Genomic DNA, 21,883 nt, shown 5'->3' with positions numbered 1-21,883 from the left:
TTACGCGATAATGTTAAAGAATAGCACTTATCCTTATGTTTAATAATGATATTGCATTCCTGTGCTGGGTGTTGACATTGGATTCGCCTTGTTTATTAATCAATGAACGCAACTGGTTGGTTTATTGAAAAAATGTGACAAAGGCTAGCAATCCGCTACGATGATTTCATCAAACTGTTAACGTGCTACAATTGAATTTGATATATGTCAACGAAGCGTAGTTTTATTGGGTGTCCGGTGTCTCTTAACCTGTTATGTTGCTGTTAAAATGGTTAGGATGACAGCCGTTTTTGACACTGTCGGGTCCAGAGGGAAAGTACCCACGACCAAGCTAATGATGTTGTTGACGTTGATGGAAAGTGCATCAAGAACGCAATTACGTACTTTAGTCACGTTACGCCGGTCATGTTAATTTGTGACATGTATCAGGCAGGTCAGGGACTTTTGTACTTCCTGTTTCGATTTAGTTGGCAATTTAGGTAGCAAACATGCAGACCCCGCACATTCTTATCGTTGAAGACGAGTTGGTAACACGCAACACGTTAAAGAGCATTTTCGAAGCAGAAGGCTACGATGTCTTTGAAGCGACCGATGGCGCAGAGATGCATCAGATCCTTTCTGAAAATGATATCAACCTGGTTATCATGGACATTAACCTGCCGGGTAAAAACGGCCTTCTGCTGGCACGCGAGCTGCGTGAGCAGGCGAACGTTGCGTTAATGTTCCTGACCGGCCGCGACAACGAAGTTGATAAAATTCTTGGCCTGGAGATCGGTGCGGATGACTACATCACCAAACCGTTTAACCCTCGCGAGTTAACCATTCGTGCACGCAATCTGCTGTCCCGTACCATGAACCTGGGCACGGTCAGCGAAGAGCGTCGTAGCGTAGACAGCTACAAATTCAACGGCTGGGAACTTGATATTAATAGCCGTTCACTGGTGAGCCCACAGGGTGACCAGTACAAACTGCCGCGCAGTGAATTCCGCGCCATGCTGCATTTCTGCGAAAACCCGGGCAAGATCCAGTCCCGTGCAGAACTGCTGAAAAAAATGACCGGCCGTGAGCTCAAGCCGCACGACCGTACTGTTGATGTCACCATCCGCCGTATTCGTAAACACTTCGAATCCACGCCGGATACCCCAGAAATCATCGCCACCATCCACGGTGAAGGCTATCGTTTCTGCGGTGACCTGCAGGAGTAATCCCGCACATCCGTCATAAAAAACGGCGCTTTCGCGCCGTTTTTTTATTTCCATAACCGCATCGCCTCTTTATCCGGTTCCGCAGGTGGCTGCGGGCGCTTCGGCTGGGAAAGCGAGTACCAGTCAAAGTTTCGGGTGAGATACATCACCGCGAACAATGCCAGCGCCAGTACGGCCGAGCCCAGCAGCAGCGCGCTGTCCTCCGAACGCAGCAGGAACCACATCACCACGTCCAGCCCCAGCAGCGCCAGCACAAACATGCCGCTGCGCTTCCAGCTTTTCAGCACCGCCTGCAGATAAACGCCGTTCATGACCGCCCCCACCAGGCTGGCAATAACCCAGGCGGGTGTAAAGCCCACGTGCTCTGACAGCGCCAGCAGTACCAGATAGAACAGCACCAGCGACAGCCCGACCAGCAGATACTGCATCGGGTGCAGGCGCAGCCCGGTTAAGGTTTCGAAGACAAAGAAAGCCATAAAGGTCAGGGCAATCAGCAGAATGGCGTACTTAATCGCGCGATCCGTTAGCTGATACTGATCCGCAGGGGTCGCGACCGTCACGCTAAAGGCCGGGATCGCGCTCCATTCAGGGACCTCGTTGTCGTTGAACCAGCCACCGAGGTTATTGGCAAACCAGCTGCTCTGCCAGTTCGCCTGAAAGCCAGCATCGCTAATCTGATGTTTAACCGGCAGGTAGTTGCCCATAAAACCCGGATGTGGCCAGTTGCTGTTGAGGGTCATGGCGCTACTACGCCCCACCGGCACCACCGCAAAGCTGCCGGTGCCTGTCAGGTTCAGAGACATCTCCAGCGGGAAGCTTTTCGACGCCAGCGCTTTATCACTCAGCGGCATGTGAATGCCGGATAACGCCCCGTAAACACCCGCTCCGGGCTCGATGCTTAACGCCTCACCGTTGATTTTTGAAACGCTGACTGCGCCAATTCCTCGCGCATCACCGACGCCGACCACGATAAACGGCTGCCCCAGGGTCATGGTTTCACCCTTCAGCTGATCCAGCTCCTCGAGCGTAAACCGGGCGCTGATTTTAAGCTCGGTATTCCAGATCTGCCCGTCATAGATCCCGATACTTCGCGACTCAACGTGCTGATTACCGTTGACCTGTAGCGACTCCGGCAGGATGAAGTGCATGTAGCGTTTCTTATATTCAACCTGCTTTCCATCCTCGGCCTTGAACCAGGTTTCCGTCACCGGAATGGCGACAAGCGGGCCCACCAGCTGCTGTGGGCCACTGGTGCTCTGACGCAGCGTGTTTTCGACCTCGTTGCGATAGCTCTCACGCTCCGAGATCAGATTACCCACCATAAACAGCGGGACGAGTAACAGCAGAATGCACCCCAACAGGGTGCTGACTTTCCAGAACAGGGGGGATTTCATAGTGGCTCTCCTTTGTGATGAGGAGAGCCTAACTGCGCTATGTGGGGCCAGTTTGAAGTTATGTGAAGGGACGGTGAAGCGTCAGCGTGGCCACCACCCCGCCTGCGGGCCGATTGTGCAAATCAATGCTGCCCTGATGCAGACGCGCCACCTCCTGCACAAAGGCCAGCCCGAGCCCGCTGCTTTTCAGGCCGTTCTCGCGCGGGAGCGAGTAGAAGCGTTCAAAAATCCGCGCCAGGGCGTAATCCGGGATCCCGCTGCCGCTGTCGGTCACGGTGATGTTCACCTGCCCGTGGGCTTCCGTGGCCGCAAGCTGGATCGTCCCACCCGGCGGGGTGAAGTCGATGGCGTTGCCCAGCAAATTGCCCAGCGCCTGCTCAAGCAGCTCGGGATCGCCCTCCACGCAGCACGAGGTGCCCTGACGGGTCAGGGTGATGTTTTTCGCTGCCAGCGTTGCCGCCCGCGCATCGGCAAGCCGCGTAAAGAGTGCATCAACGCTGACGCTCACCGGAATAATCTCTACCCGGTTCTCAAGCCGCGCCTGGGCGAGGAGCTTTTCCACCAGCGACTGCATGCGCGCGTTTTGCACCAGAATATTGTCGATAAACCGGGCGGCCACCTGGGGCGGCGGCTGTTCGGCCAGGATCTCCGCCGCGCCGCGAATCGCGGCCAGCGGGCTTTTCAGCTCGTGGGTGAGCGCATGGACGTAGTGTTCAATGTAGTTTTTCCCCTCGAGGCGAATACGCATATTCTCCAGCGCCTGGGCCAGCTTGCGCAGTTCGCTGCTGCCCGGATCGGGCAGCGGCAAGGGGGTATCGCTGGTGACCGAGTCGGCATAGCGCGACAGGGTGTGAATCGAGCGGTTGATCCACCAGGCCACCGCCAGGCCAATCAGCAACGCAATGCCCAGCAGCGCCCCGCCGGCCCACAGGATCCGCCGCTCGCTGCGCTTGATGACCGGCGCCATCGCGCTGTTGGGTTTCCCGACCGACAGCACACCGATAATTTTGCCCCGTTCGACCACCGGCGCGGCCACGTACATCACCGTACTCTCGGGATCGTCCGGGTTGCCCGGCGTACTGCGGGCACCATATTCACCGCGCAGGGTCAGCCAGACGTCGTTCCAGCGCGAATAATCCTGCCCCACGGCACGCCCGGCGGAATCAAACACCACCCGGCCCCGGGCATCGGTCATGTAGACGTGATACTCGTTACGTACTTTGTGAATGCCGCTGATGTTGGCGCGAAAGGGCCGCTGATGAAGCTGCGAAAAGGCCTGCGCCAGCCTGCCGTGCTGCGCATCGCCCGAGAGCAAATCGTCCCGTCCGACTTCAGCCAGCAGCGTCGCGGTGTCGATCAGCGTCCCTTCCGTGGCCCTGCGCACGCCGGGCTTTACCTCCTGGACAAAGATCGACAGCACAAACCACGCCGCGATGGCCACAATCAGGAAGTACCCCAGCAGCAGCCGCATGCCAATGCGCATTAATACAATCCCAGGCTGTAGCCCATGCCGCGGTGCGTGCTGATGGGGGAAAGTCGATCATTCACCGCCCGCAGCTTGGCGCGCAGGGTCTTGATGTGGGTATCCACGGTGCGATCGAAGCTGTCGCCCTCCTCTCCCCAGACTTTATCCATCAGCTGCTGGCGGGAATAGACGCGGCCCGGTGCCTGCAGCAATGTTTTGAGCAGCAGGAATTCGTAGCGCGTCAGCGGCAACGGCTCCCCGCACCAGCTGATACGGGCGGCAGGCTCGTTCAGTTCAAACTGGCCAATACGGAGGATCTCAGACGGCGCAGCGGATTTCTGCATCCGCCGTAAAATGGTGCGCACCCGGGCGCACACTTCCCGGGGCGAGAAAGGTTTGGCGACGTAATCATCCGCGCCGATCTCCAGCCCGAGCAGCTTATCCACCTCATCGCTGCGGGCGGTCAGAAACAGCACCGGCAGCGTGGGATGCTGTGCCAGCAGCTGGCGGCACAGCTCAAAGCCGCTGATGTCCGGCAGGCCGACATCGAGAATGGCGAGCGCCGGGATCTGCCGGCGCGCCTCCTCCAGCACGGGCAGGCCGCGTTCAAAGGCCTTCACTGCAAAGCCCTCCTGCTGGAGCATGTAGACCAGCGTCTCAGCGATGCTGATTTCATCTTCAACCAGCCACACCACAGGTTGTTGCATGGGCTATCCCTGAATTAATGCCACGGCATAATCGGCACCGCGCTGAGGGCGTTTTTCGGTGACCCTTCCACGACCTTATCGGAGTAGGCCAGATAGGCCAGCGCGTTACGCTTCGCATCATAGAAACGCACGACCTGCAGTTTTTTGAACACCAGCGAGGTGCGTTTCTGGAACACCACTTCGCCCTGCGACTTGCCGTTTTTGATCTTATCGCTCAGCTCAACCGGCCCGACCTGCTGGCAGGATATCGCCGCATCGGAGGTGTCTTCCGCCAGCCCCAGCCCGCCTTTGATCCCGCCGGTTTTCGCCCGGCTGATATAGCAGGTCACGTTTTTCACATCGGGATCGTCAAAGGCTTCTACGACGATTTTATGGTCAGGCCCGAAAACCTTAAATACGGTATCAACGGAGCCAATTTCTTCTGCCTGCGCGGCATAACCGGTTAATAACAGCAGCGTGGTGAGGATCAATGTCTTGTATTTCATATTGTTACCATATTTAAAAATTACATTGCGTCATTATTCAACAACCATGAGAAAAAAAGTAGCAAGATCACAGGATTAGAATATATCCGCCCGGAATGGAGGGCAAAGCGCATTTAAGCGCAAAAAAAACACTGAATGCTAAAACATCAAAAAATGCTATTATCCGCTAACCTGTTAGCAGGGTGTCTGCTGTATTAAGGATGAGGATAGTATATGGATCAGGCTGGAATTATTCGCGATCTTCTTACCTGGCTGGAAGGCCATCTGGACCAGCCTTTGTCACTGGATAATGTGGCGGCAAAAGCGGGATATTCTAAGTGGCATTTACAACGGATGTTCAAGGATGTCACCGGTCACGCCATCGGCGCCTATATCCGCGCGCGTCGTCTTTCCAAATCCGCCGTAGCGCTTCGCCTGACTGCGCGTCCTATTCTGGACATCGCCTTACAGTATCGTTTTGATTCGCAGCAGACCTTTACCCGCGCGTTCAAAAAACAGTTCTCCTTGACCCCTGCACTCTATCGTCGCTCGCCGGACTGGAGCTCCTTCGGCATGCGTCCGCCGCTGCGTCTGGGCGAATTCGAAATGCCGAAGCACGAGATGGTCACCCTGCCGGAAACCCATCTGATCGGCACCACCCAAAGCTACTCCTGCTCGCTGGAGCAGATCTCCGAGTTCCGTCATCAGATGCGGGTCCAGTTCTGGCGTGATTTCCTCAGCCACGCCCCGGCCATTCCGCCGCTGCTGTATGGCCTGAACGAGACGCGTCCAAGTCTGGAAAAAGATGACGAGCAGGAGGTCTTCTACACCACGGCGTTAACGCCTGAGATGGCCAACGGCTATATCCAGGGCTCGAAACCGGTGGTGGTGGAAGGCGGTGAATACGTGATGTTCACCTATGAAGGGCTGGGAACCGGCGTGCAGGACTTTATCATGACGGTCTACGGTACCTGCATGCCGATGCTGAACCTGAACCGCAGAAAGGGTCAGGATATTGAGCGTTACTATCCGGCAACCGATGTTAAGCCGGACGAACGCCCAATCGATTTGCGCTGCGAATACCTGATTCCGGTTCGCCGTTAACGCTGTAGCTCATCTAACGCAGGGGCATCGAGATGCGAGATATCCCCTGCCATCTCCACAATCCAGCCTGACGCCAGCCACGGGCTCTGCTGATAGTCGATGCGGGAAAGCGAGCAGTTGCGCAGACGCAGACGGCGCTCAGCCCATGCTGGCAGCCCGAGGATGGTACTGACCAGGCAGCCCAGCGCCATACCGTGACTGACCAGCAGCGGTCGACTGCCCTCAGGCAGTTCCAGACAGGCCGCCAGCGCCGCGTGCATACGCTCGCTCATCTCCAGCATCGATTCGCCTTCCGGTATACGGCCGTCTTCGGAACCGTTAACCAGCGTACGACGCCATGCCTCCTCCTCTTCGGTCAGGGTATCGATAAGACGCTTTTCCAGCACCCCCATATCCAGCTCGCGCAGACGGGCATCCACAGTGACATCGCAGCCGCAGGCCTGCGCGATAATCTCTGCTGTGCGTCGCGTGCGACCTAAATCGCTGGCGATGATATGGGTGATGCCCAGCGTTCTGGCGCGTTCGCCAACCTGGCGGGCCTGTTCTTCGCCTTTGGCAGTAAGTGGACTGTCTGACTGGCCTTGAATACGTCGCTCGGCGTTCCACTGCGTTTCACCGTGGCGAACAAGGTATACCTGTAACATGCTTTTTTTCCGTTATACTGCGATGATATTTTTAGAGTTAGGCTTAATTATGCACCAGGTTGTCTCTGCTACCACTAATCCTGCCAAAATTCAGGCAATTCTAAGGGCATTTGACGAGATCTTCGGCGAAGGATCCTGCCACATTGCCTCCGTCAGCGTCGAGAGCGGCGTCCCGGAACAGCCCTTCGGCAGCGAGGAAACGCGCGCTGGCGCACGAAACCGCGTGGCTAACGCCAGGGCCGCCTGTCCGGATGCGGACTTTTGGGTGGCGATTGAAGCGGGCATCGACGAAGGGGCCACCTTTAGCTGGGTCGTTATCGAGAGCCGGGAACAGCGCGGTGAAGCCCGCTCGGCCACCCTGCCGCTACCGGAGGTCATTCTGGGCAAAGTGCGCGAAGGTGAAGCGCTCGGCCCGGTGATGTCGCAGTATACGGGCATCGATGAGATTGGGCGTAAAGAGGGGGGCGATTGGCGTCTTTACCGCCGGGGCGCTGACGCGCTCAAGCGTTTATCACCAGGCGGTGATTCTGGCGTTGAGCCCGTTTCATAACGCGATTTACCGTTAATTGCCGCTGCATTGCCGGATGGCGGCTTCGCCTTATCCGGCCTACGGTCGTCTTTTGTAGGCCTGATAAGCGTAGCGCCATCAGGCATTGTTCAGCAGCACCTGTTCGAGCCAGTGGCGCAGTTCAACCGGCGCCGATTTCAGGCTGTTCGAGCCGCGGGTGATGGTCGCGATCCCCGCCCCCAGCTCGCTTTTCAGCTCGCGCTGGCTCATCTCGCCGCGCAGCAACTCCTCGATGATCCGCACCCGCGTGCCCAGCGCCTCGCGCTCGTCGGGGGTGAGCATCAGCTGCAGCAGGGGCAGATGCAGATCCTGTTCATAAGACTGACGAAGCAGCTCCACAAAACGAAGCCACTCCTGATGACGTTGCTCGGCCATAGCCGATGAATAAGGGGAATGCTGGGTCATGTTATGCCGCCTGTTGTACTCTTAAACGAGTACAAGCATAACATAACCCACACCGATCAGTAACGTCGCTGCCACTCGCTGTCGCTCATCAGGGCATCTTTCTGTCCCATGAAGTAGCGATAGTAAGCATCATACGCCAGCACGTTCTTCACATAGCCGCGGGTTTCCGAGAACGGAATGCTCTCGACAAAGGCTACCGCGTCGATGCGTCCGGCGCTGTTGCCGAGCCAGGTGCGCACCCGTCCCGGGCCGGCGTTGTAGGCCGCCGAGGCAAAGATGCGGTTATCGCCGAACTGGTCGTAGACGCTCTGCAGATAGGTGGTGCCGATGTTAATGTTGGTCTCCGGATCCAGCAGCTGCGACGGACTGCTGTAGCCCGGCAGATTAAACTTCTTCACCGTATGGGCGGCGGTGGCTGGCATCACCTGCATCAGACCGCTGGCTCCTACCGGCGAACGCACTTTCGGATTCCAGGCGCTCTCCTGACGGGCAATCGCCATTGCATAGCTCTGCGGAATGTCTTTCCCGCTGGTGTAACGATCGAAAAGATCTTTATAGGCCAGCGGGAAACGCTCTTCGAGATGATCCCACAGCTTGCCGGCGATCGTGGCCTGCACGCTCAGATCCCACCAGCGGTTATCGAAGGCATAGCGCGCCAGCTGGGCTTTCTCGTCCACGGTGCGGCTGGTGACCAGATTCGCCCATTCACTGCGGGCGGTGTTATCCATGTTCCAGTACATCAGCTCGCGCACCCGGGCCATCTCCGGCCCATTCACCAGCGCCGCATTGACGCCGGACGGCGCTTTATCAATCTTAAAGGTGTACTCTTCGCCCAGCCGCTGGGCTGCCGCCATCGGATAGAAACCGCGCTGCTGCATCAGGGTACGCAGGATCGATTTCGCCTCGTCATCGCGCCCCCGCTCCAGCAGGAGATCGGCCTGCCAGTAGCGCCACTCGTCCTTCTCTTTGGCCTCCATCGGCAGACGCGCCAGCCAGGTGTTCAGGCCACGGCGATCGCCGTTGCCCAGCGCCATGCGCACGCGCCGCTCCACCAGCGAGGTGGACTGGGAGCGCATGATCGCATCATCGCGCCAGCGCGCCTGTTCATCGGTGACATCGGTCCCCATCAGTCGCCACGCCACGATATCGCGCAGCTCCTGGATCTGATCCTCATTCAGCTGCTGTGCCTGGGCCAGGGTTGGGATCATCAGCCGGGCGTTTTCCACGTCGTCCCGCGCCACGCTGGTAAAGGCCACCGCCGCCATCTGACGGGTAAAATCGGTGGAGTCGGTGTTACGGGCAAAATCCATCACCGTCTTCGGATCGTTTGCCAGCTGGATCAGGGCGCTGGAGATAGTCTGGTACTCCGGCGGCATCTGTCCGGCGAGGGTGGTCACCAGACGGGTATTACCCGCTTTCATCGCCAGACGGATCCGCTCGAGGTAAGCCAGCGGATCCTGCTTGCCGGAGGCGCGCCAGGCGCCAAACAGCGAGTCGCAGGCGTTGGGCTGGCTTTTACCGGTGAGCCACAGCTCTTTGGCGCCGTTCCAGGCCTCTTCCTGCTGGCCCGTCGCCCACTTCGCATAGTAGTAGTTACACTGCGCTTCGGTGGTGCCGGGCTTCTCCGGGCTGAAGGCCAGCAGGCCACGCCAGTCTTCACGACGCGCCAGCTCGTTCACAAAGCGCGACTGCAAAGTACGCGCGGGCGGCAGGGTCGGGTTGGCCTGAATAAAGTTTTTGACGGTGATCGTCGGCTGGTTCATCAGATCGTCGGTCAGCTGACGGTATTCCAGATAGGGATACAGCGGATACTCTTTCAGCGTCGGCATCAGGGCCTGCACCGTCTCCATCTGTCGCTGATCCCACGCCTGTTTGATCTGGGCATAGCGGTTACGTTGTTCATCCAGTGAATCGGCTCGCGCCGCGCTGCTGATGGTCAGCACGCATACGCTGGCAGCAAGCACTTGCCAGGCCACCTGTTTGGCTTTTACCACACGCTCGTCCTCTGTTAATCGTCATTAAATGCAGCATCGTGCCGCGCAAAAGCGTAATTAACTTATGCTAACCAGGCATCCCTTAACGCGCCACGTTACGGACACATTTTTACCTTTCTTGCGCGCTTTAACACTCCCGCAGTCGATAGCTGGGATTAGAGAGGGAAAAAGGCTACACTTCGCCACTATTCTCATCACGATAAAAGAGGCGAAGTCCAACGTGGCTCAATTCGTTTATACCATGCATCGTGTCGGCAAAGTGGTACCGCCGAAACGTCATATTCTCAAAAATATCTCGCTGAGCTTCTTCCCGGGCGCAAAAATCGGTGTTCTGGGTCTCAACGGTGCCGGTAAGTCCACCTTGCTGCGCATCATGGCGGGCATCGATACAGACATCGAAGGTGAAGCCCGTCCACAGCCTGGCCTCAAAATTGGTTACCTGCCGCAGGAGCCGAAGCTGAACCCGGAGCACACCGTGCGTGAATCCGTCGAAGAAGCCGTGGCCGAAGTGGTTAACGCGCTGAAAGGTCTGGATGAGGTGTACGCGAAGTACGCCGAGCCGGACGCTGACTTCGACAAGCTCGCGGCTCAGCAGGGCAAGTTTGAAGAGATCATCCAGGCACACGACGGTCACAACCTGAACGTGCAGCTGGAGCGCGCGGCCGATGCCCTGCGCCTGCCAGACTGGGATGCCAAAATTGAAAAACTGTCCGGTGGTGAACGCCGCCGCGTCGCGCTGTGCCGTCTGCTGCTGGAAAAGCCAGACATGCTGCTGCTCGACGAACCGACAAACCACCTGGACGCGGAATCCGTCGCCTGGCTGGAACGCTTCCTGCACGACTTCGAAGGTACCGTTGTGGCGATCACCCACGACCGTTACTTCCTCGATAACGTCGCGGGTTGGATCCTCGAGCTGGACCGCGGGGAAGGTATTCCGTGGGAAGGTAACTACTCCTCCTGGCTGGAGCAGAAAGATCAGCGTCTGGCGCAGGAAGCTTCTCAGGAAGCGGCACGTCGTAAGTCGATTGAGAAAGAGCTGGAGTGGGTTCGTCAGGGCGCGAAAGGCCGTCAGTCTAAGGGCAAAGCCCGTCTGGCACGCTTTGAAGAGCTGAACAACGCCGAATACCAGAAGCGTAACGAAACCAACGAACTGTTCATTCCACCTGGAGCCCGTCTGGGTGACAAAGTGGTTGAAGTCAGCAACCTGCGTAAATCCTACGGCGACCGCGTGCTGATCGACGATCTGAGCTTCTCGGTACCGAAAGGCGCGATTGTGGGCATCATCGGTCCGAACGGCGCGGGTAAATCGACTCTGTTCCGCATGATGTCCGGTCAGGAAGCCCCTGACAGCGGCACCATCACCCTGGGTGAGACCGTGAAGCTGGCCTCCGTTGACCAGTTCCGTGACGCAATGGATAACAGCAAAACCGTGTGGGAAGAAGTCTCCGGCGGGCAGGATATCATGCGTATCGGCAACACCGAGATGCCAAGCCGTGCCTACGTGGGCCGCTTCAACTTCAAAGGTGTTGATCAGGGTAAACGCGTGGGCGAGCTGTCCGGCGGTGAGCGTGGTCGTCTGCACCTGGCTAAACTGCTGCAGGTTGGCGGTAACGTCCTGCTGCTCGATGAACCGACCAACGACCTGGACATCGAAACCCTGCGCGCGCTGGAAAACGCCATGCTGGAGTTCCCGGGCTGCGCGATGGTTATCTCCCACGACCGTTGGTTCCTCGACCGTATCGCGACCCACATTCTGGACTACCAGGATGAAGGTAAAGTGGAGTTCTTCGAAGGTAACTTCACCGAATACGAAGAGTACAAGAAACGCACGCTGGGCGCCGACGCGCTGGAGCCGAAACGTATCAAGTACAAGCGTATCTCCAAATAAAACGCAAAACGGCAACCAACAGGTTGCCGTTTTTTTATGTCAGGATCAGGGCATCAGGCCGCACAGCCCTGATTGCCGGGTGGCGGCTTCGCCTTACCCGGCCTGGGAAACCGTAGGCCCGGCAAGCATAGCGCCGCCGGGCAATTAGCGGCAGAGGGCCTACCCCTTCTCCCCCCATCATCTCTTTCACCAGCTCCACGCAGCGCAGGAAGCGGGCGTCATAATCCGCCTCTTCCACATGCACAAAGTCGATATTGTTCGCTTCAAGCATCTCCACCAGCATGGTCTGGAACTCTCTCCGGTCCACCGAGCTACCCAGGCTGCGCATCCCATCGGCGACCCACGGAGTGTTGTTCTCCAGCAGGATCACCAGGTCAAAGCGGTACTCGTCGATCAGCGCCTGCACAAAGGGATGCTCGCGCCCCTCGTATTTCTTACAGAACGCCTGGGTAGTGACGAAGTCGGTATCGACAAAGGCCACTTTATTGGCGTACTTCACCGCAAAATCAATATACTGGGCATGCCCCAGGGCGATTTTGTCATAGTCGGAATACTGGAGCGCCATCTCATCCCCGCCGAGGTGCGAGAAGACATAGTCCCGGCCATACTCCCAGGCGCTGGTGGTATTGAAGATGTTGGCCAGCTTGTTGACCAGCGTGGATTTGCCGCTGGACTCCCCGCCGAGGATCGCCACGGTACGTACAAAGAACGGCTTCACTTCTGTCGGGATGTACTCCCAGTAGCGGAACGGGTTCTCGCGGATCTGGGCCCCGCTGATGTTCATAAAGGTGCGTTTCGGATCGATCAGTACCGTTTCGGTTCCCAGATGCTGGGGATACTGCGAGGCATCGGACTCTTCAGAAGTGTAGATCCAGTTAGGCTGGATCCCTTTCTCTTCCATAAAGGCTTTGATGCCGTTGCTCCACACGTCCCAGCCGTGGGGATAGGGTTCCATGCCCTCTTCGTTAAAGGCATGAATGCGGATGTTTTTCTGGTACTTAAAGGTCTGTAGCAGCCAGCGCAGGCGATCGGAAACCGTAGGCTGCTGGGACATGGCGCTGGCTTCAAACAGCTCGCGGTCGCGCGTGTCATCGTAGCCCATGATGATATGCAGTTCGTCCACCTGGCTACAGGCGCGCTGGATCAGGTAGACATGCCCGGTGTGCAGCGGATAAAACTTGCCGAACACCACGCCGATGTTCTTCTGCATCCGCGGAAACTCAAGCCCCAGAAAGCGATGCAGCGCTTCCAGCTTCTGCGCGCTGGGGCTTTTGATTTTGGCATTCAGCAGCTGGCTTAAATAGCCCTTGGTCATACCGCTGGCTTCCGCCACCTGCTGCAAGGTGCAGCCCTTCTGGCGGATCGCGGTCTTGATATAGTCAAATGACGACATAAATTACGGTGCCTCCTGCAACAACGAATAGGTAATTATAAGTCGTCAAAGACACTTAGCGCATCAGAGAGTTTTTTAACGGGGAAAACCGTCATTCCTTCCGGCAGCTTTTTCGGCACGTTGGCAGCCGGCACAATTGCCCGGCGGAAGCCGTGTTTTGCCGCCTCGGAGATACGCTCCTGGCCGCTCGGCACCGGACGGATCTCGCCGGCCAGCCCAACTTCGCCAAACACCACCAGATCCTGCGGCAGCGGACGGTCGCGCAGGCTGGAGACCATCGCCAGCAGCAGCGCCAGGTCGGCGCTGGTTTCGGTCACTTTTACCCCACCGACCACGTTGACGAACACGTCCTGATCCGCCATCTGCAGACCGCCGTGGCGGTGCAGCACCGCCAGCAAAATCGCCAGACGGTTTTGCTCAAGGCCCACCGCCACGCGACGCGGGTTGCCCATCATCGAATGATCGACCAGCGCCTGGATCTCCACCAGCAGCGGACGCGTCCCTTCCCAGACCACCATCACCGAGCTGCCGGACGTCACTTCATCGCCGCGGCTCAGGAAGATGGCCGACGGGTTGCTGACTTCACGTAGCCCCTGCTCGGTCATGGCAAACACGCCCAGCTCATTCACCGCACCAAAGCGGTTTTTGTGGCTGCGCAGGGTACGGAAACGGGTATCGGCATCGCCATCCAGCATCACGGAGCAGTCGATACAGTGCTCGAGCACCTTCGGACCGGCCAGGGCGCCATCTTTGGTGACGTGACCGACCATGATGATCGCCACCCCGCGGGTTTTGGCGAAGCGTGTCAGGTAGGCTGCGGTTTCACGCACCTGGGCGACGCTGCCCGGGGAGGACTGCACGTCGGCCATGTGCATCACCTGGATGGAGTCGATCACCATCAGCTTCGGCTGCTCTTCTTCGGCAATCATGCAGATCTGCTCGATGCTGGTTTCGGAGAGCATATTCAGGTCCTGGGTCGGCAGCGCCAGACGGTGCGCGCGCATCGCCACCTGCTGCAGGGACTCTTCCCCGGTGACGTACAGGGTCTTCATCTGCGACGCGAGCTTGCACAGGGTCTGCAACAGCAGGGTGGATTTGCCGGCGCCCGGGCTACCACCAATCAGAATGGCGCTCCCCGGTACCACGCCGCCGCCCAGCACCCGGTCAAACTCCTTAAACCCGGTGGAGAAGCGCGGCAGGGCCTCAAGGCTGATGTCGGAGAGCTTCTGGACTTTCGATACGCCCGCGTTGCCCGCATAACCGCTCAGGCGCTCGTTACGGGCGACGGTGGGTGAAGCGGCAACTCCGCGCACTTCGGTGATGGTGTTCCAGGCATGACAGGCGCTGCACTGCCCCTGCCAGCGCGGATAATCCGCACCACATTCATTACAGACAAATGCGCGTTTTGGAGCTTTCGCCACGTTTTACCTCTTTATTTCTGATTCACGCTGCCGGAGAGAATGCAGAACACCCCCATCAGGTCAGCATGACGGATAATGACTTCCGTCTTTTCATTCACGGTCGGTTTGGCATGGTAAGCAATGCCCAGCCCGGCCACTTTAATCATCGGCAGATCGTTCGCGCCGTCGCCAATCGCCACGGTCTGGGCAACCGGGATATCATATTTTTCCGCCAGACGCGTCAGGGTGCTGGCCTTGAACTGAGCATCGACGATCTGGCCAATCACGTTTCCGGTCAGCTTCCCGTCTCTGATCTCCAGTTCGTTGGCGACCACGGCATCCAGGCGCAGCTTGTCGCGCAGATACTCAGCAAAGAAGGTAAAGCCGCCGGAGGCGATGGCCACTTTCCAGCCCAGCGTTTCCAGCTTCAGTACCAGCTGCACCAGACCCGGCATCAGCGGCAGCTTTTCGCGCACCTGCATCAGAATATTGGCGTCGGCATCCTTCAGGGTCGCCACGCGCTGTTTCAGGCTGGCGGTGAAGTCCAGCTCGCCGCGCATGGCGCGTTCGGTCACTTCGGCCACCATCTCGCCGGTACCGGCCAGTTTGGCGATCTCGTCGATGCACTCGATCTGAATGGCGGTGGAGTCCATGTCCATCACCAGCAGTCCCGGGGTTTTGAGGTGCGGAATTTTACCGAGCGGGGCGACATCCAGCCCGGCGTCGTGTGCCAGACGGGTGGCGCGCTGGGTCAGGGAACCGGCCAGGCGGATGACCTGATAATCTTCCACGCACCAGGCGGCGACGATCACCATCGCTGCACCCAGCTTGCTCTGATACTGGGTTAACTGCTGTTTATCCAGGCCGCGTCCATACAGCAGCCAGCCGCTACGGCCAGCATGGTAGTCCAGAGGCATTACCTCATCACCACTTAAAGAGAGCGGCAATCCTGGCCAGAGAGAGACATCATTGGGCAGGTCGCACCAGGTAATGTTTGGCATTAAAGCTCCTGTAAAATCGTTCGCGCCGGGAATCATCCAGGGGGGAAAATAACGCATGAGGCTACCTTGTAACCATCACTTCTGGCAACATTAACCCCGAAAATTTTCAGCAGGTGGAATATGGCTCGTGCAAAACTGAAATTCCGGCTTCATCGTGCCGTGATTGTCCTCTCCTGTCTGGCCCTGTTAGTGGCGCTGATGCAGGGCGCATCCTGGTTCAGTCAGAATCATCAACGACAGCGTAACCCACAGCTTGAAGAGCTGGCGCACACCCTGGCGCGCCAGGTGTCGCTCAACATCGCCCCGTTGATGCGTACCGAAACGCCGGATGAAAAGCGGATTGCGCAGGTGCTGCGTCTGCTGACCGACGAGAGCCGCATTCTTGATGCCAGCGTCTATGACAATGAGGGCGAGCTGATCGCCCGGGCAGGCGAGCATGTCGAGGTGCGTGACAGGCTGGCGCTGGATGGCAAGAAAGCCGGCGGCTACTTTAACCAGCAGCTGGTGGAGCCGATTCAGGGGAAAAACGGCCCGCTCGGCTACCTGCGGCTGACCCTCGACACCCATACCTTAGCCACTGAGGCAAAACAGGTGGATAACACCACCAATATCCTGCGCCTGATGCTGCTGCTGTCGCTGGCAATAGGCGTAGTGCTGACCCGCACGCTGCTGCAGGGCAAACGCACCCGCTGGCAGCAGTCGCCGTTCCTGCTCACCGCCAGCAAGTCGGTGCCCGAAGAGGAAGAGAGCGAGAAGAAGGAATAGTGTTAAAGTAGCCAGACGATTCAGAAAAGGAACTTTGCCATGACGACGTTACGCCTGCTTATCTCTGACTCCTGGGATCCCTGGTTTAATCTCGCGGTGGAAGAGTGCATCTTCCGCCAGATGCCCGCCACGCAGCGGGTGCTGTTCCTGTGGCGCAACGCCGATACGGTGGTCATTGGCCGGGCGCAAAACCCGTGGAAAGAGTGCAACACGCGGCGCATGGAAGAGGACAACGTGCGCCTGGCGCGTCGCAGCAGCGGCGGCGGCGCGGTGTTCCACGACCTCGGCAATACCTGCTTTACCTTTATGGCGGGAAAGCCAGAGTACGACAAAACCATCTCTACTAACATCGTGCTGAGCGCATTACAGGCGCTGGGGGCAACGGCGGAAGCCTCCGGGCGCAACGACCTGGTGGTGAAAACCCCCGATGGCGATCGGAAGGTCTCCGGATCGGCCTATCGCGAAACCCTGGATCGCGGTTTCCACCACGGCACCCTACTGCTGAATGCCGATCTCAGCCGCCTGGCAAACTACCTCAATCCCGACCAGAAAAAGCTGCAGGCCAAAGGTATCACCTCCGTGCGCGGCCGGGTGGCGAATCTGGTGGATCTGCTTCCGGGCGTGACCCACGACCAGATCTGCGACGCGATCCGCGAGGCGTTTTTCGCTCACTATGGCGAACGCGTGGAGGCCGAAGTAATCTCCCCGGACAAGACGCCGGATCTGCCAAACTTTGCCGAGACCTTTGCCCGCCAGAGCAGCTGGGAGTGGAACTTCGGCCAGGCTCCCGCCTTCTCGCACCTGCTGGATGAGCGTTTCACCTGGGGCGGCGTGGAGCTGCATTTCGACGTTGAAAAGGGCCACATCACCCGCACGCAGGTCTTTACCGACAGCCTGAACCCGGCCCCGTTAGAGGCGCTGGCGGCGCGGCTGCAGGGCTGTTTGTACCGGGCGGATATGCTGCAACAGGCATGTGATGCCTTGATCGGCGATTTCCCGGAGCAGGAGATGGAGCTGCGGGAGCTGTCGGCGTGGATTGCGTGGGCGGTGAGGTAATAAAAAAGCCGGATGGCGCTGCGCTTAGCGGGCCTGGAAAACCGTAGGCCGGGTAAGGCGAAGCCGCCACCCGGCACAACAGCTCTTACTCTTTATCGCCCAGCAGAACGGATTCCAGCGCGATTTTGATCATGTCGTTGAAGGTGGTCTGACGCTCAGCGGCAGTGGTCTGCTCGTGAGTACGGATATGGTCAGACACGGTGCAGATGGTCAGGGCTTTCGCACCGAACTCAGCCGCTACACCGTAGATGCCTGCCGCTTCCATTTCCACGCCCAGGATGCCGTATTTTTCCATCACGTCGAACATCTCGCCGCCGTCCGGCGCGTAGAACAGGTCCGCAGAGAAGATGTTACCCACGCGCGCTTCCACGCCCAGCGCTTTGGCAGCGTCAACCGCGTCACGCACCATGCCGAAGTCTGCAATCGCCGCGAAGTCGTGATCTTTGAAACGCATGCGGTTCACTTTGGAATCGGTGCAGGCACCCATACCGATAACGATGTCACGCAGCTTAACGTCCATACGCACGGCGCCACAGGAGCCCACGCGGATGATTTTCTTCACGCCGAAATCGGTGATCAGCTCTTTGGTGTAGATGGAGCAGGATGGGATACCCATGCCGTGACCCATTACGGAGATTTTGCGGCCTTTGTAGGTACCGGTGAAGCCCAGCATGCCGCGGACGTTGTTCACTTCACGCACGTCTTCGAGGAAAGTTTCCGCGATGTGCTTCGCGCGCAGTGGGTCGCCAGGCATCAATACGACGTCAGCGAAATCACCCATCTCTGCATTAATGTGAGGAGTTGCCATCTTCAGTTCCTTTTAATTGGTTTATTCTTTTCACCCTCTCCCTGTGGGAGAGGGTCGGGGTGAGGGCATCAAGCCGCACCCATCAAAATCAGAACATGGCCTTGCCATATTCCATGTCGGACGTACCAAAGTATTTCGCGATGGTCTGGCCGATATCCGCGAAGGTTTCACGGTGCCCCAGCGAACCTGGTTTGACTTTCGGGCCGTACACCAGCACCGGAATGTGCTCACGGGTGTGGTCGGTACCGGTCCAGGTCGGGTCGCAGCCATGGTCAGCGGTCAGGATCAGAATGTCATCTTCCCCCACCAGCTCCATCAGCTCCGGCAGACGGCGGTCGAAAAGCTCCAGACCCGCAGCATAGCCTGCAACGTCGCGACGGTGGCCCCAGGAGGAGTCGAAGTCCACGAAGTTGGTGAAGACGATGGTTTTGTCACCCGCGTCTTTCATCTCTTTGATGGTGGCGTCGAACAGCGCGTCCAGACCGGTAGCTTTCACTTTTTTGGTGATGCCGCAGTTGGCGTAGATATCCGCAATTTTACCCACGGAAACCACCTGGCCATCTTTTTCGTCGACCAGTTTCTGCAGCACGGTAGGTGCCGGTGGCTCAACGGCCAGGTCGTGGCGGTTGCCGGTACGCTGGAAGTTACCCGCTTTGTCGCCAACAAACGGACGCGCGATGACGCGGCCGATGTTGTAGCCGCCTTCGGTCAGCTCTTCACGGGCGATTTCGCACAGCTCATACAGGCGATCCAGGCCAAAGGTCTCTTCGTGGCAGGCAATCTGGAACACAGAGTCCGCCGAGGTGTAGAAGATCGGTTTGCCGGTTTTCATGTGCTCTTCGCCGAGCTGATCCAGAATCACGGTACCGGAAGAGTGGCAGTTGCCGAGGTAGCCCGGCAGGTTGCCACGTTCTACCAGCTTATCCAGCAGCTTCTGCGGGAAGCTGTTTTCGTGGTCAGAGAAATAGCCCCAGTCGAACAGAACCGGTACACCGGCGATTTCCCAGTGCCCTGACGGGGTGTCTTTCCCGGAAGAGAGCTCGTGCGCCCAGGCGTATGCGCCTACCACTTCCGCGTTGCCATCCATACCGGCGGCAACTTTACCGGTAGAGCCTTCGTGAGCTTTCACCAGACCCAGACGGGTCAGGTTTGGCAGATTCAGCGGGCCCTGACGGCCGTTGTTCGCTTCGCCTTTTGCACAGGCTTCTGCGATGTGACCCATGGTGTCTGCACCAGTGTCACCAAAGCGATCTGCGTCTTCTGTAGCGCCGATGCCGAATGAGTCCAGCACCATAATAAATGCACGTTTCATATGTTCTCCGTACTCAGTGCTTCATAAAAAAGCGATCAGATCAGTATACCGCTATTCGGTAATGCGACGATAGACGGTCGGTGTGCTTTCTGGCGCTTTATCTGCCAGGGTGATGGCCGCTTTCACGGCTTTCGCCGCGTCCTGCCAGCTGTTTTCATCTTTGGCGTGGATCACCGCCAGCGGACGTTGGCCGTCAACGCTGTCGCCCAGACGGGCCATATCGGTGAAGCCGACGCTGTAATCGATGCTGTCCGATGCCTGACGACGACCGCCGCCCATCGACACCACCGCCATGCCCAGCGCGCGGGTATCCATCGCCGAGACAAAGCCTTCGGTATCCGCGTACACCGCTTTGCTGAGCATCGCGGTCGGGAGATATTTGTCGTAGTTTTCCACGAAGTCGGTCGGGCCTTTCTGCGCCGCGACCATGCGACCAAAGATGTCGGCCGCTTTGCCGTTATCCAGCACCGCCTGCAGTTTAGCGCGCGCTTCGGCGTCGTCTTTGGCGAGGTTACCGGAGATCAGCATCTCGACGCACAGCGCCATGGTCACGTCGAACAGACGCGGGTTACGGTATTCACCGGTCAGGAACTGCACCGCTTCGCGCACTTCGACCGCGTTACCGGCGCTGGAGGCCAGCACCTGGTTCATGTCGGTGAGCAGCGCGGTGGTGCGCACGCCTGCGCCGTTGGAAACCCCAACGATCGCTTCGGCCAGTGCGGCAGAGAGTTCATAGGTCGGCATAAAGGCGCCGCTGCCCACTTTCACGTCCATTACCAGCGCATCAAGCCCTTCAGCCAGTTTCTTGGCGAGGATAGAGGCGGTGATCAGCGGGATAGAGTCGACGGTCGCGGTAATGTCACGCGTGGCGTAAAAACGCTTATCCGCCGGGGCAAGGGAGCTGGTCTGGCCGATAATTGCCACACCAACGTCCTTAATAATGTCGCGGAAGCGATTGTCATCCGGGAAGATATCGAAGCCCGGGATGGCTTCCAGCTTGTCGAGCGTGCCGCCGGTATGGCCGAGGCCGCGCCCGGAGATCATCGGGATATAGCCGCCGCAGGCAGCGACCATTGGCCCCAGCATCAGCGAGGTGACATCACCCACGCCGCCGGTGGAGTGTTTATCCACGATCGGGCCGTTGAGGTTAAGGCTCTTCCAGTCCAGAACGGTTCCTGAATCCCGCATCGCCATGGTCAGCGACACGCGCTCCGGCATCGCCATATCGTGGAAGAAAATGGTCATCGCCAGGGCCGCAATCTGCCCTTCAGAGATGGTATTGTCGCGAATGCCGTTGATAAAGAAACGGATCTCTTCGTCGTTTAAAGCATGACCATCACGTTTTTTACGAATAATTTCTTGTGCGAGAAACAAAATAACCCCCCTGAGGAATTAGTCGAAGGCTAACCGTAGGCCGGGTAAGCGTAGCGCCACCCGGCGAACCGGAACAACGCCGGATGGCGGCTACGCCTTATCCGGCCTACAGCGAACAATGCTATCAGTAGCTGCTTGCGCTCTTACCGTCGCCGTGACCCAGCGCTTTCAGCAGGCTGGCCAGCAGGCTGGAGGCGCCAAAGCGGTAGTGACGGGAGTCGGCCCAGTCGGCACCGAACAGCTCGTCGGCAATCGCCAGGAACTGCTGGGCGTCTTCAGCGGTACGCACGCCGCCCGCCGGTTTGAAGCCCACGGTTTTTTCCACGCCCATATCGCGGATCACTTCCATCATGATGCGAGCGCTTTCCGGGGTCGCGTTCACCGGCACTTTACCGGTGGAGGTTTTAATGAAATCGGCACCCGCTTTGATGGAGATTTCTGACGCTTTACGAATCAGCGCTTCTTCTTTCAGTTCGCCGGTTTCGATGATCACTTTCAGCAGCACGTTTGCCGCGGCGCAGGCCTCTTTACAGGCTTTCACCAGCTCAAAGCCCACCTGCTCGTTACCGGCGATCAGCGCGCGGTACGGGAAGACCACGTCCACTTCGTCAGCACCGTAAGCGATAGCGGCGCGGGTCTCAGCCAGCGCGATCTCGATATCGTCGTTACCGTGCGGGAAGTTGGTGACGGTGGCGATGCGCACGTCCGGCGTACCCTGCTCTTTCAGGGTCTTACGCGCGATCGGAATGAAACGTGGATAGATACAGACGGCCGCGGTGTTGCCCACGGCGGTTTTTGCCTGATGACACAGGGCGATCACTTTCTCGTTGGTATCGTCGTCATTCAGGGTGGTCAGATCCATCAGTTTCAGGGCGCGCAGGCTGCTTGCGGTTAAATCGGTCATAACATTCTCCCGGCGTATAGCCGTAAAATTTT

Annotated in this window: 19 protein-coding genes and 2 pseudogenes; 6 read left to right on the top strand and 15 right to left on the bottom strand. The window is 58.2% G+C overall.

Features of this window, described 5'->3' with window-relative positions:
• Positions 1-252: 252 nt before the first annotated feature.
• Complete coding sequence (gene yjjY / locus AAHB66_RS03335; RefSeq protein WP_001541509.1) at positions 253-393, bottom strand: protein YjjY; 141 nt, start codon at positions 391-393, stop codon at positions 253-255.
• A gap of 95 nt (positions 394-488) precedes the next feature.
• Between yjjY and arcA the strand changes: the two genes are divergently transcribed.
• On the top strand, positions 489-1,205 hold the full coding sequence (gene arcA, locus AAHB66_RS03330) for a two-component system response regulator ArcA (protein WP_032616427.1): 717 nt from the start codon (positions 489-491) through the stop codon (positions 1,203-1,205).
• A 44-nt stretch (positions 1,206-1,249) separates the two neighbouring features.
• On the opposite strand, the gene creD is transcribed toward arcA, so the two are convergent.
• The 4 genes from creD to creA are packed head-to-tail and all read right to left on the bottom strand — an operon-like array spanning position 1,250 to position 5,256.
• On the bottom strand, positions 1,250-2,599 hold the full coding sequence (creD, locus tag AAHB66_RS03325) for a cell envelope integrity protein CreD (protein ID WP_347115211.1): 1,350 nt from the start codon (positions 2,597-2,599) through the stop codon (positions 1,250-1,252).
• 58 nt (positions 2,600-2,657) lie between these two features.
• A complete protein-coding gene (gene creC, locus AAHB66_RS03320; protein ID WP_347115210.1) occupies positions 2,658-4,082 on the bottom strand; it encodes a two-component system sensor histidine kinase CreC in 1,425 nt (474 codons plus the stop codon).
• Entirely contained in the window at positions 4,082-4,771 is a 690-nt protein-coding gene (creB, locus tag AAHB66_RS03315; RefSeq protein ID WP_347115209.1) for a two-component system response regulator CreB, read from the bottom strand. Before creB ends, creC begins: the two co-directional genes overlap by 1 nt.
• Before the next feature lie 14 nt (positions 4,772-4,785).
• Positions 4,786-5,256 carry a protein CreA gene (gene creA, locus AAHB66_RS03310; RefSeq protein WP_347115208.1) on the bottom strand — a complete coding sequence of 157 codons (471 nt, stop codon included), beginning with the start codon at positions 5,254-5,256 and terminating at the stop codon, positions 4,786-4,788.
• A gap of 213 nt (positions 5,257-5,469) precedes the next feature.
• Between creA and robA the strand changes: the two genes are divergently transcribed.
• Positions 5,470-6,339, top strand: a complete 870-nt coding sequence (robA, locus tag AAHB66_RS03305; protein WP_347115207.1) for an MDR efflux pump AcrAB transcriptional activator RobA — start codon at positions 5,470-5,472, stop codon at positions 6,337-6,339.
• Here robA and gpmB read toward each other — a convergent pair.
• The gene (gene gpmB, locus AAHB66_RS03300; protein ID WP_262661130.1) at positions 6,336-6,983 is read right to left on the bottom strand and encodes a 2,3-diphosphoglycerate-dependent phosphoglycerate mutase GpmB; all 648 of its coding nucleotides are present in this window, start codon (positions 6,981-6,983) and stop codon (positions 6,336-6,338) included. The two genes, robA and gpmB, sit on opposite strands and share 4 nt — an antisense overlap.
• Positions 6,984-7,032: 49 nt before the next feature.
• Between gpmB and yjjX the strand changes: the two are divergent.
• Positions 7,033-7,549: pseudogene (gene yjjX / locus AAHB66_RS03295) on the top strand (inosine/xanthosine triphosphatase).
• Between the two features lie 80 nt (positions 7,550-7,629).
• Here the strand turns inward: yjjX and trpR are convergent.
• Both trpR and sltY read right to left on the bottom strand, forming a co-directional pair.
• The gene (gene trpR, locus AAHB66_RS03290; protein ID WP_337016835.1) at positions 7,630-7,956 is read right to left on the bottom strand and encodes a trp operon repressor; all 327 of its coding nucleotides are present in this window, start codon (positions 7,954-7,956) and stop codon (positions 7,630-7,632) included.
• A gap of 56 nt (positions 7,957-8,012) precedes the next feature.
• Positions 8,013-9,950 carry a murein transglycosylase gene (gene sltY / locus AAHB66_RS03285; protein WP_347115206.1) on the bottom strand — a complete coding sequence of 646 codons (1,938 nt, stop codon included), beginning with the start codon at positions 9,948-9,950 and terminating at the stop codon, positions 8,013-8,015.
• Between the two features lie 220 nt (positions 9,951-10,170).
• Here sltY and ettA point away from each other — a divergent pair, with 220 nt between their 5' ends.
• Entirely contained in the window at positions 10,171-11,838 is a 1,668-nt protein-coding gene (gene ettA / locus AAHB66_RS03280) for an energy-dependent translational throttle protein EttA (protein ID WP_106994160.1), read from the top strand.
• Between the two features lie 163 nt (positions 11,839-12,001).
• Here ettA and nadR read toward each other — a convergent pair.
• From nadR to serB, 3 genes and pseudogenes are all read right to left on the bottom strand, one after another.
• Positions 12,002-13,231: pseudogene (nadR, locus tag AAHB66_RS03275) on the bottom strand (multifunctional transcriptional regulator/nicotinamide-nucleotide adenylyltransferase/ribosylnicotinamide kinase NadR); the annotation flags it as partial.
• A 35-nt stretch (positions 13,232-13,266) separates the two neighbouring features.
• On the bottom strand, positions 13,267-14,652 hold the full coding sequence (gene radA, locus AAHB66_RS03270; protein ID WP_106994158.1) for a DNA repair protein RadA: 1,386 nt from the start codon (positions 14,650-14,652) through the stop codon (positions 13,267-13,269).
• An 11-nt stretch (positions 14,653-14,663) separates the two neighbouring features.
• On the bottom strand, positions 14,664-15,632 hold the full coding sequence (gene serB, locus AAHB66_RS03265) for a phosphoserine phosphatase (protein ID WP_142488158.1): 969 nt from the start codon (positions 15,630-15,632) through the stop codon (positions 14,664-14,666).
• Between the two features lie 120 nt (positions 15,633-15,752).
• Here serB and AAHB66_RS03260 point away from each other — a divergent pair, with 120 nt between their 5' ends.
• Together AAHB66_RS03260 and lplA are read left to right on the top strand one after the other, a co-directional pair.
• Positions 15,753-16,397: a YtjB family periplasmic protein gene (locus tag AAHB66_RS03260; RefSeq protein WP_347115205.1), complete on the top strand. Its 645-nt coding sequence runs from the start codon at positions 15,753-15,755 to the stop codon at positions 16,395-16,397.
• Between the two features lie 39 nt (positions 16,398-16,436).
• On the top strand, positions 16,437-17,453 hold the full coding sequence (lplA, locus tag AAHB66_RS03255) for a lipoate--protein ligase LplA (protein WP_347115204.1): 1,017 nt from the start codon (positions 16,437-16,439) through the stop codon (positions 17,451-17,453).
• Positions 17,454-17,538: 85 nt separating this feature from the next.
• Here lplA and deoD read toward each other — a convergent pair whose 3' ends face one another.
• From deoD to deoC, 4 genes are all read right to left on the bottom strand, one after another.
• Positions 17,539-18,261 carry a purine-nucleoside phosphorylase gene (gene deoD, locus AAHB66_RS03250; protein WP_010427122.1) on the bottom strand — a complete coding sequence of 241 codons (723 nt, stop codon included), beginning with the start codon at positions 18,259-18,261 and terminating at the stop codon, positions 17,539-17,541.
• A gap of 88 nt (positions 18,262-18,349) precedes the next feature.
• Positions 18,350-19,573: a phosphopentomutase gene (gene deoB / locus AAHB66_RS03245; protein WP_347115203.1), complete on the bottom strand. Its 1,224-nt coding sequence runs from the start codon at positions 19,571-19,573 to the stop codon at positions 18,350-18,352.
• 51 nt (positions 19,574-19,624) lie between these two features.
• Positions 19,625-20,947: a thymidine phosphorylase gene (gene deoA, locus AAHB66_RS03240; RefSeq protein ID WP_347115202.1), complete on the bottom strand. Its 1,323-nt coding sequence runs from the start codon at positions 20,945-20,947 to the stop codon at positions 19,625-19,627.
• 124 nt (positions 20,948-21,071) lie between these two features.
• Complete coding sequence (deoC, locus tag AAHB66_RS03235) at positions 21,072-21,851, bottom strand: deoxyribose-phosphate aldolase (protein ID WP_333851604.1); 780 nt, start codon at positions 21,849-21,851, stop codon at positions 21,072-21,074.
• Positions 21,852-21,883 lie beyond the last annotated feature (32 nt).

This window comes from Leclercia sp. S52 (assembly GCF_039727615.1).
In the GTDB taxonomy this organism is placed as follows: Bacteria; Pseudomonadota; Gammaproteobacteria; order Enterobacterales; family Enterobacteriaceae; genus Enterobacter; species Enterobacter adecarboxylatus_B.
The sequence above is the reverse complement of the archived record's forward strand: the minus strand, read 5'-3'. Positions and strand labels throughout refer to the sequence as shown.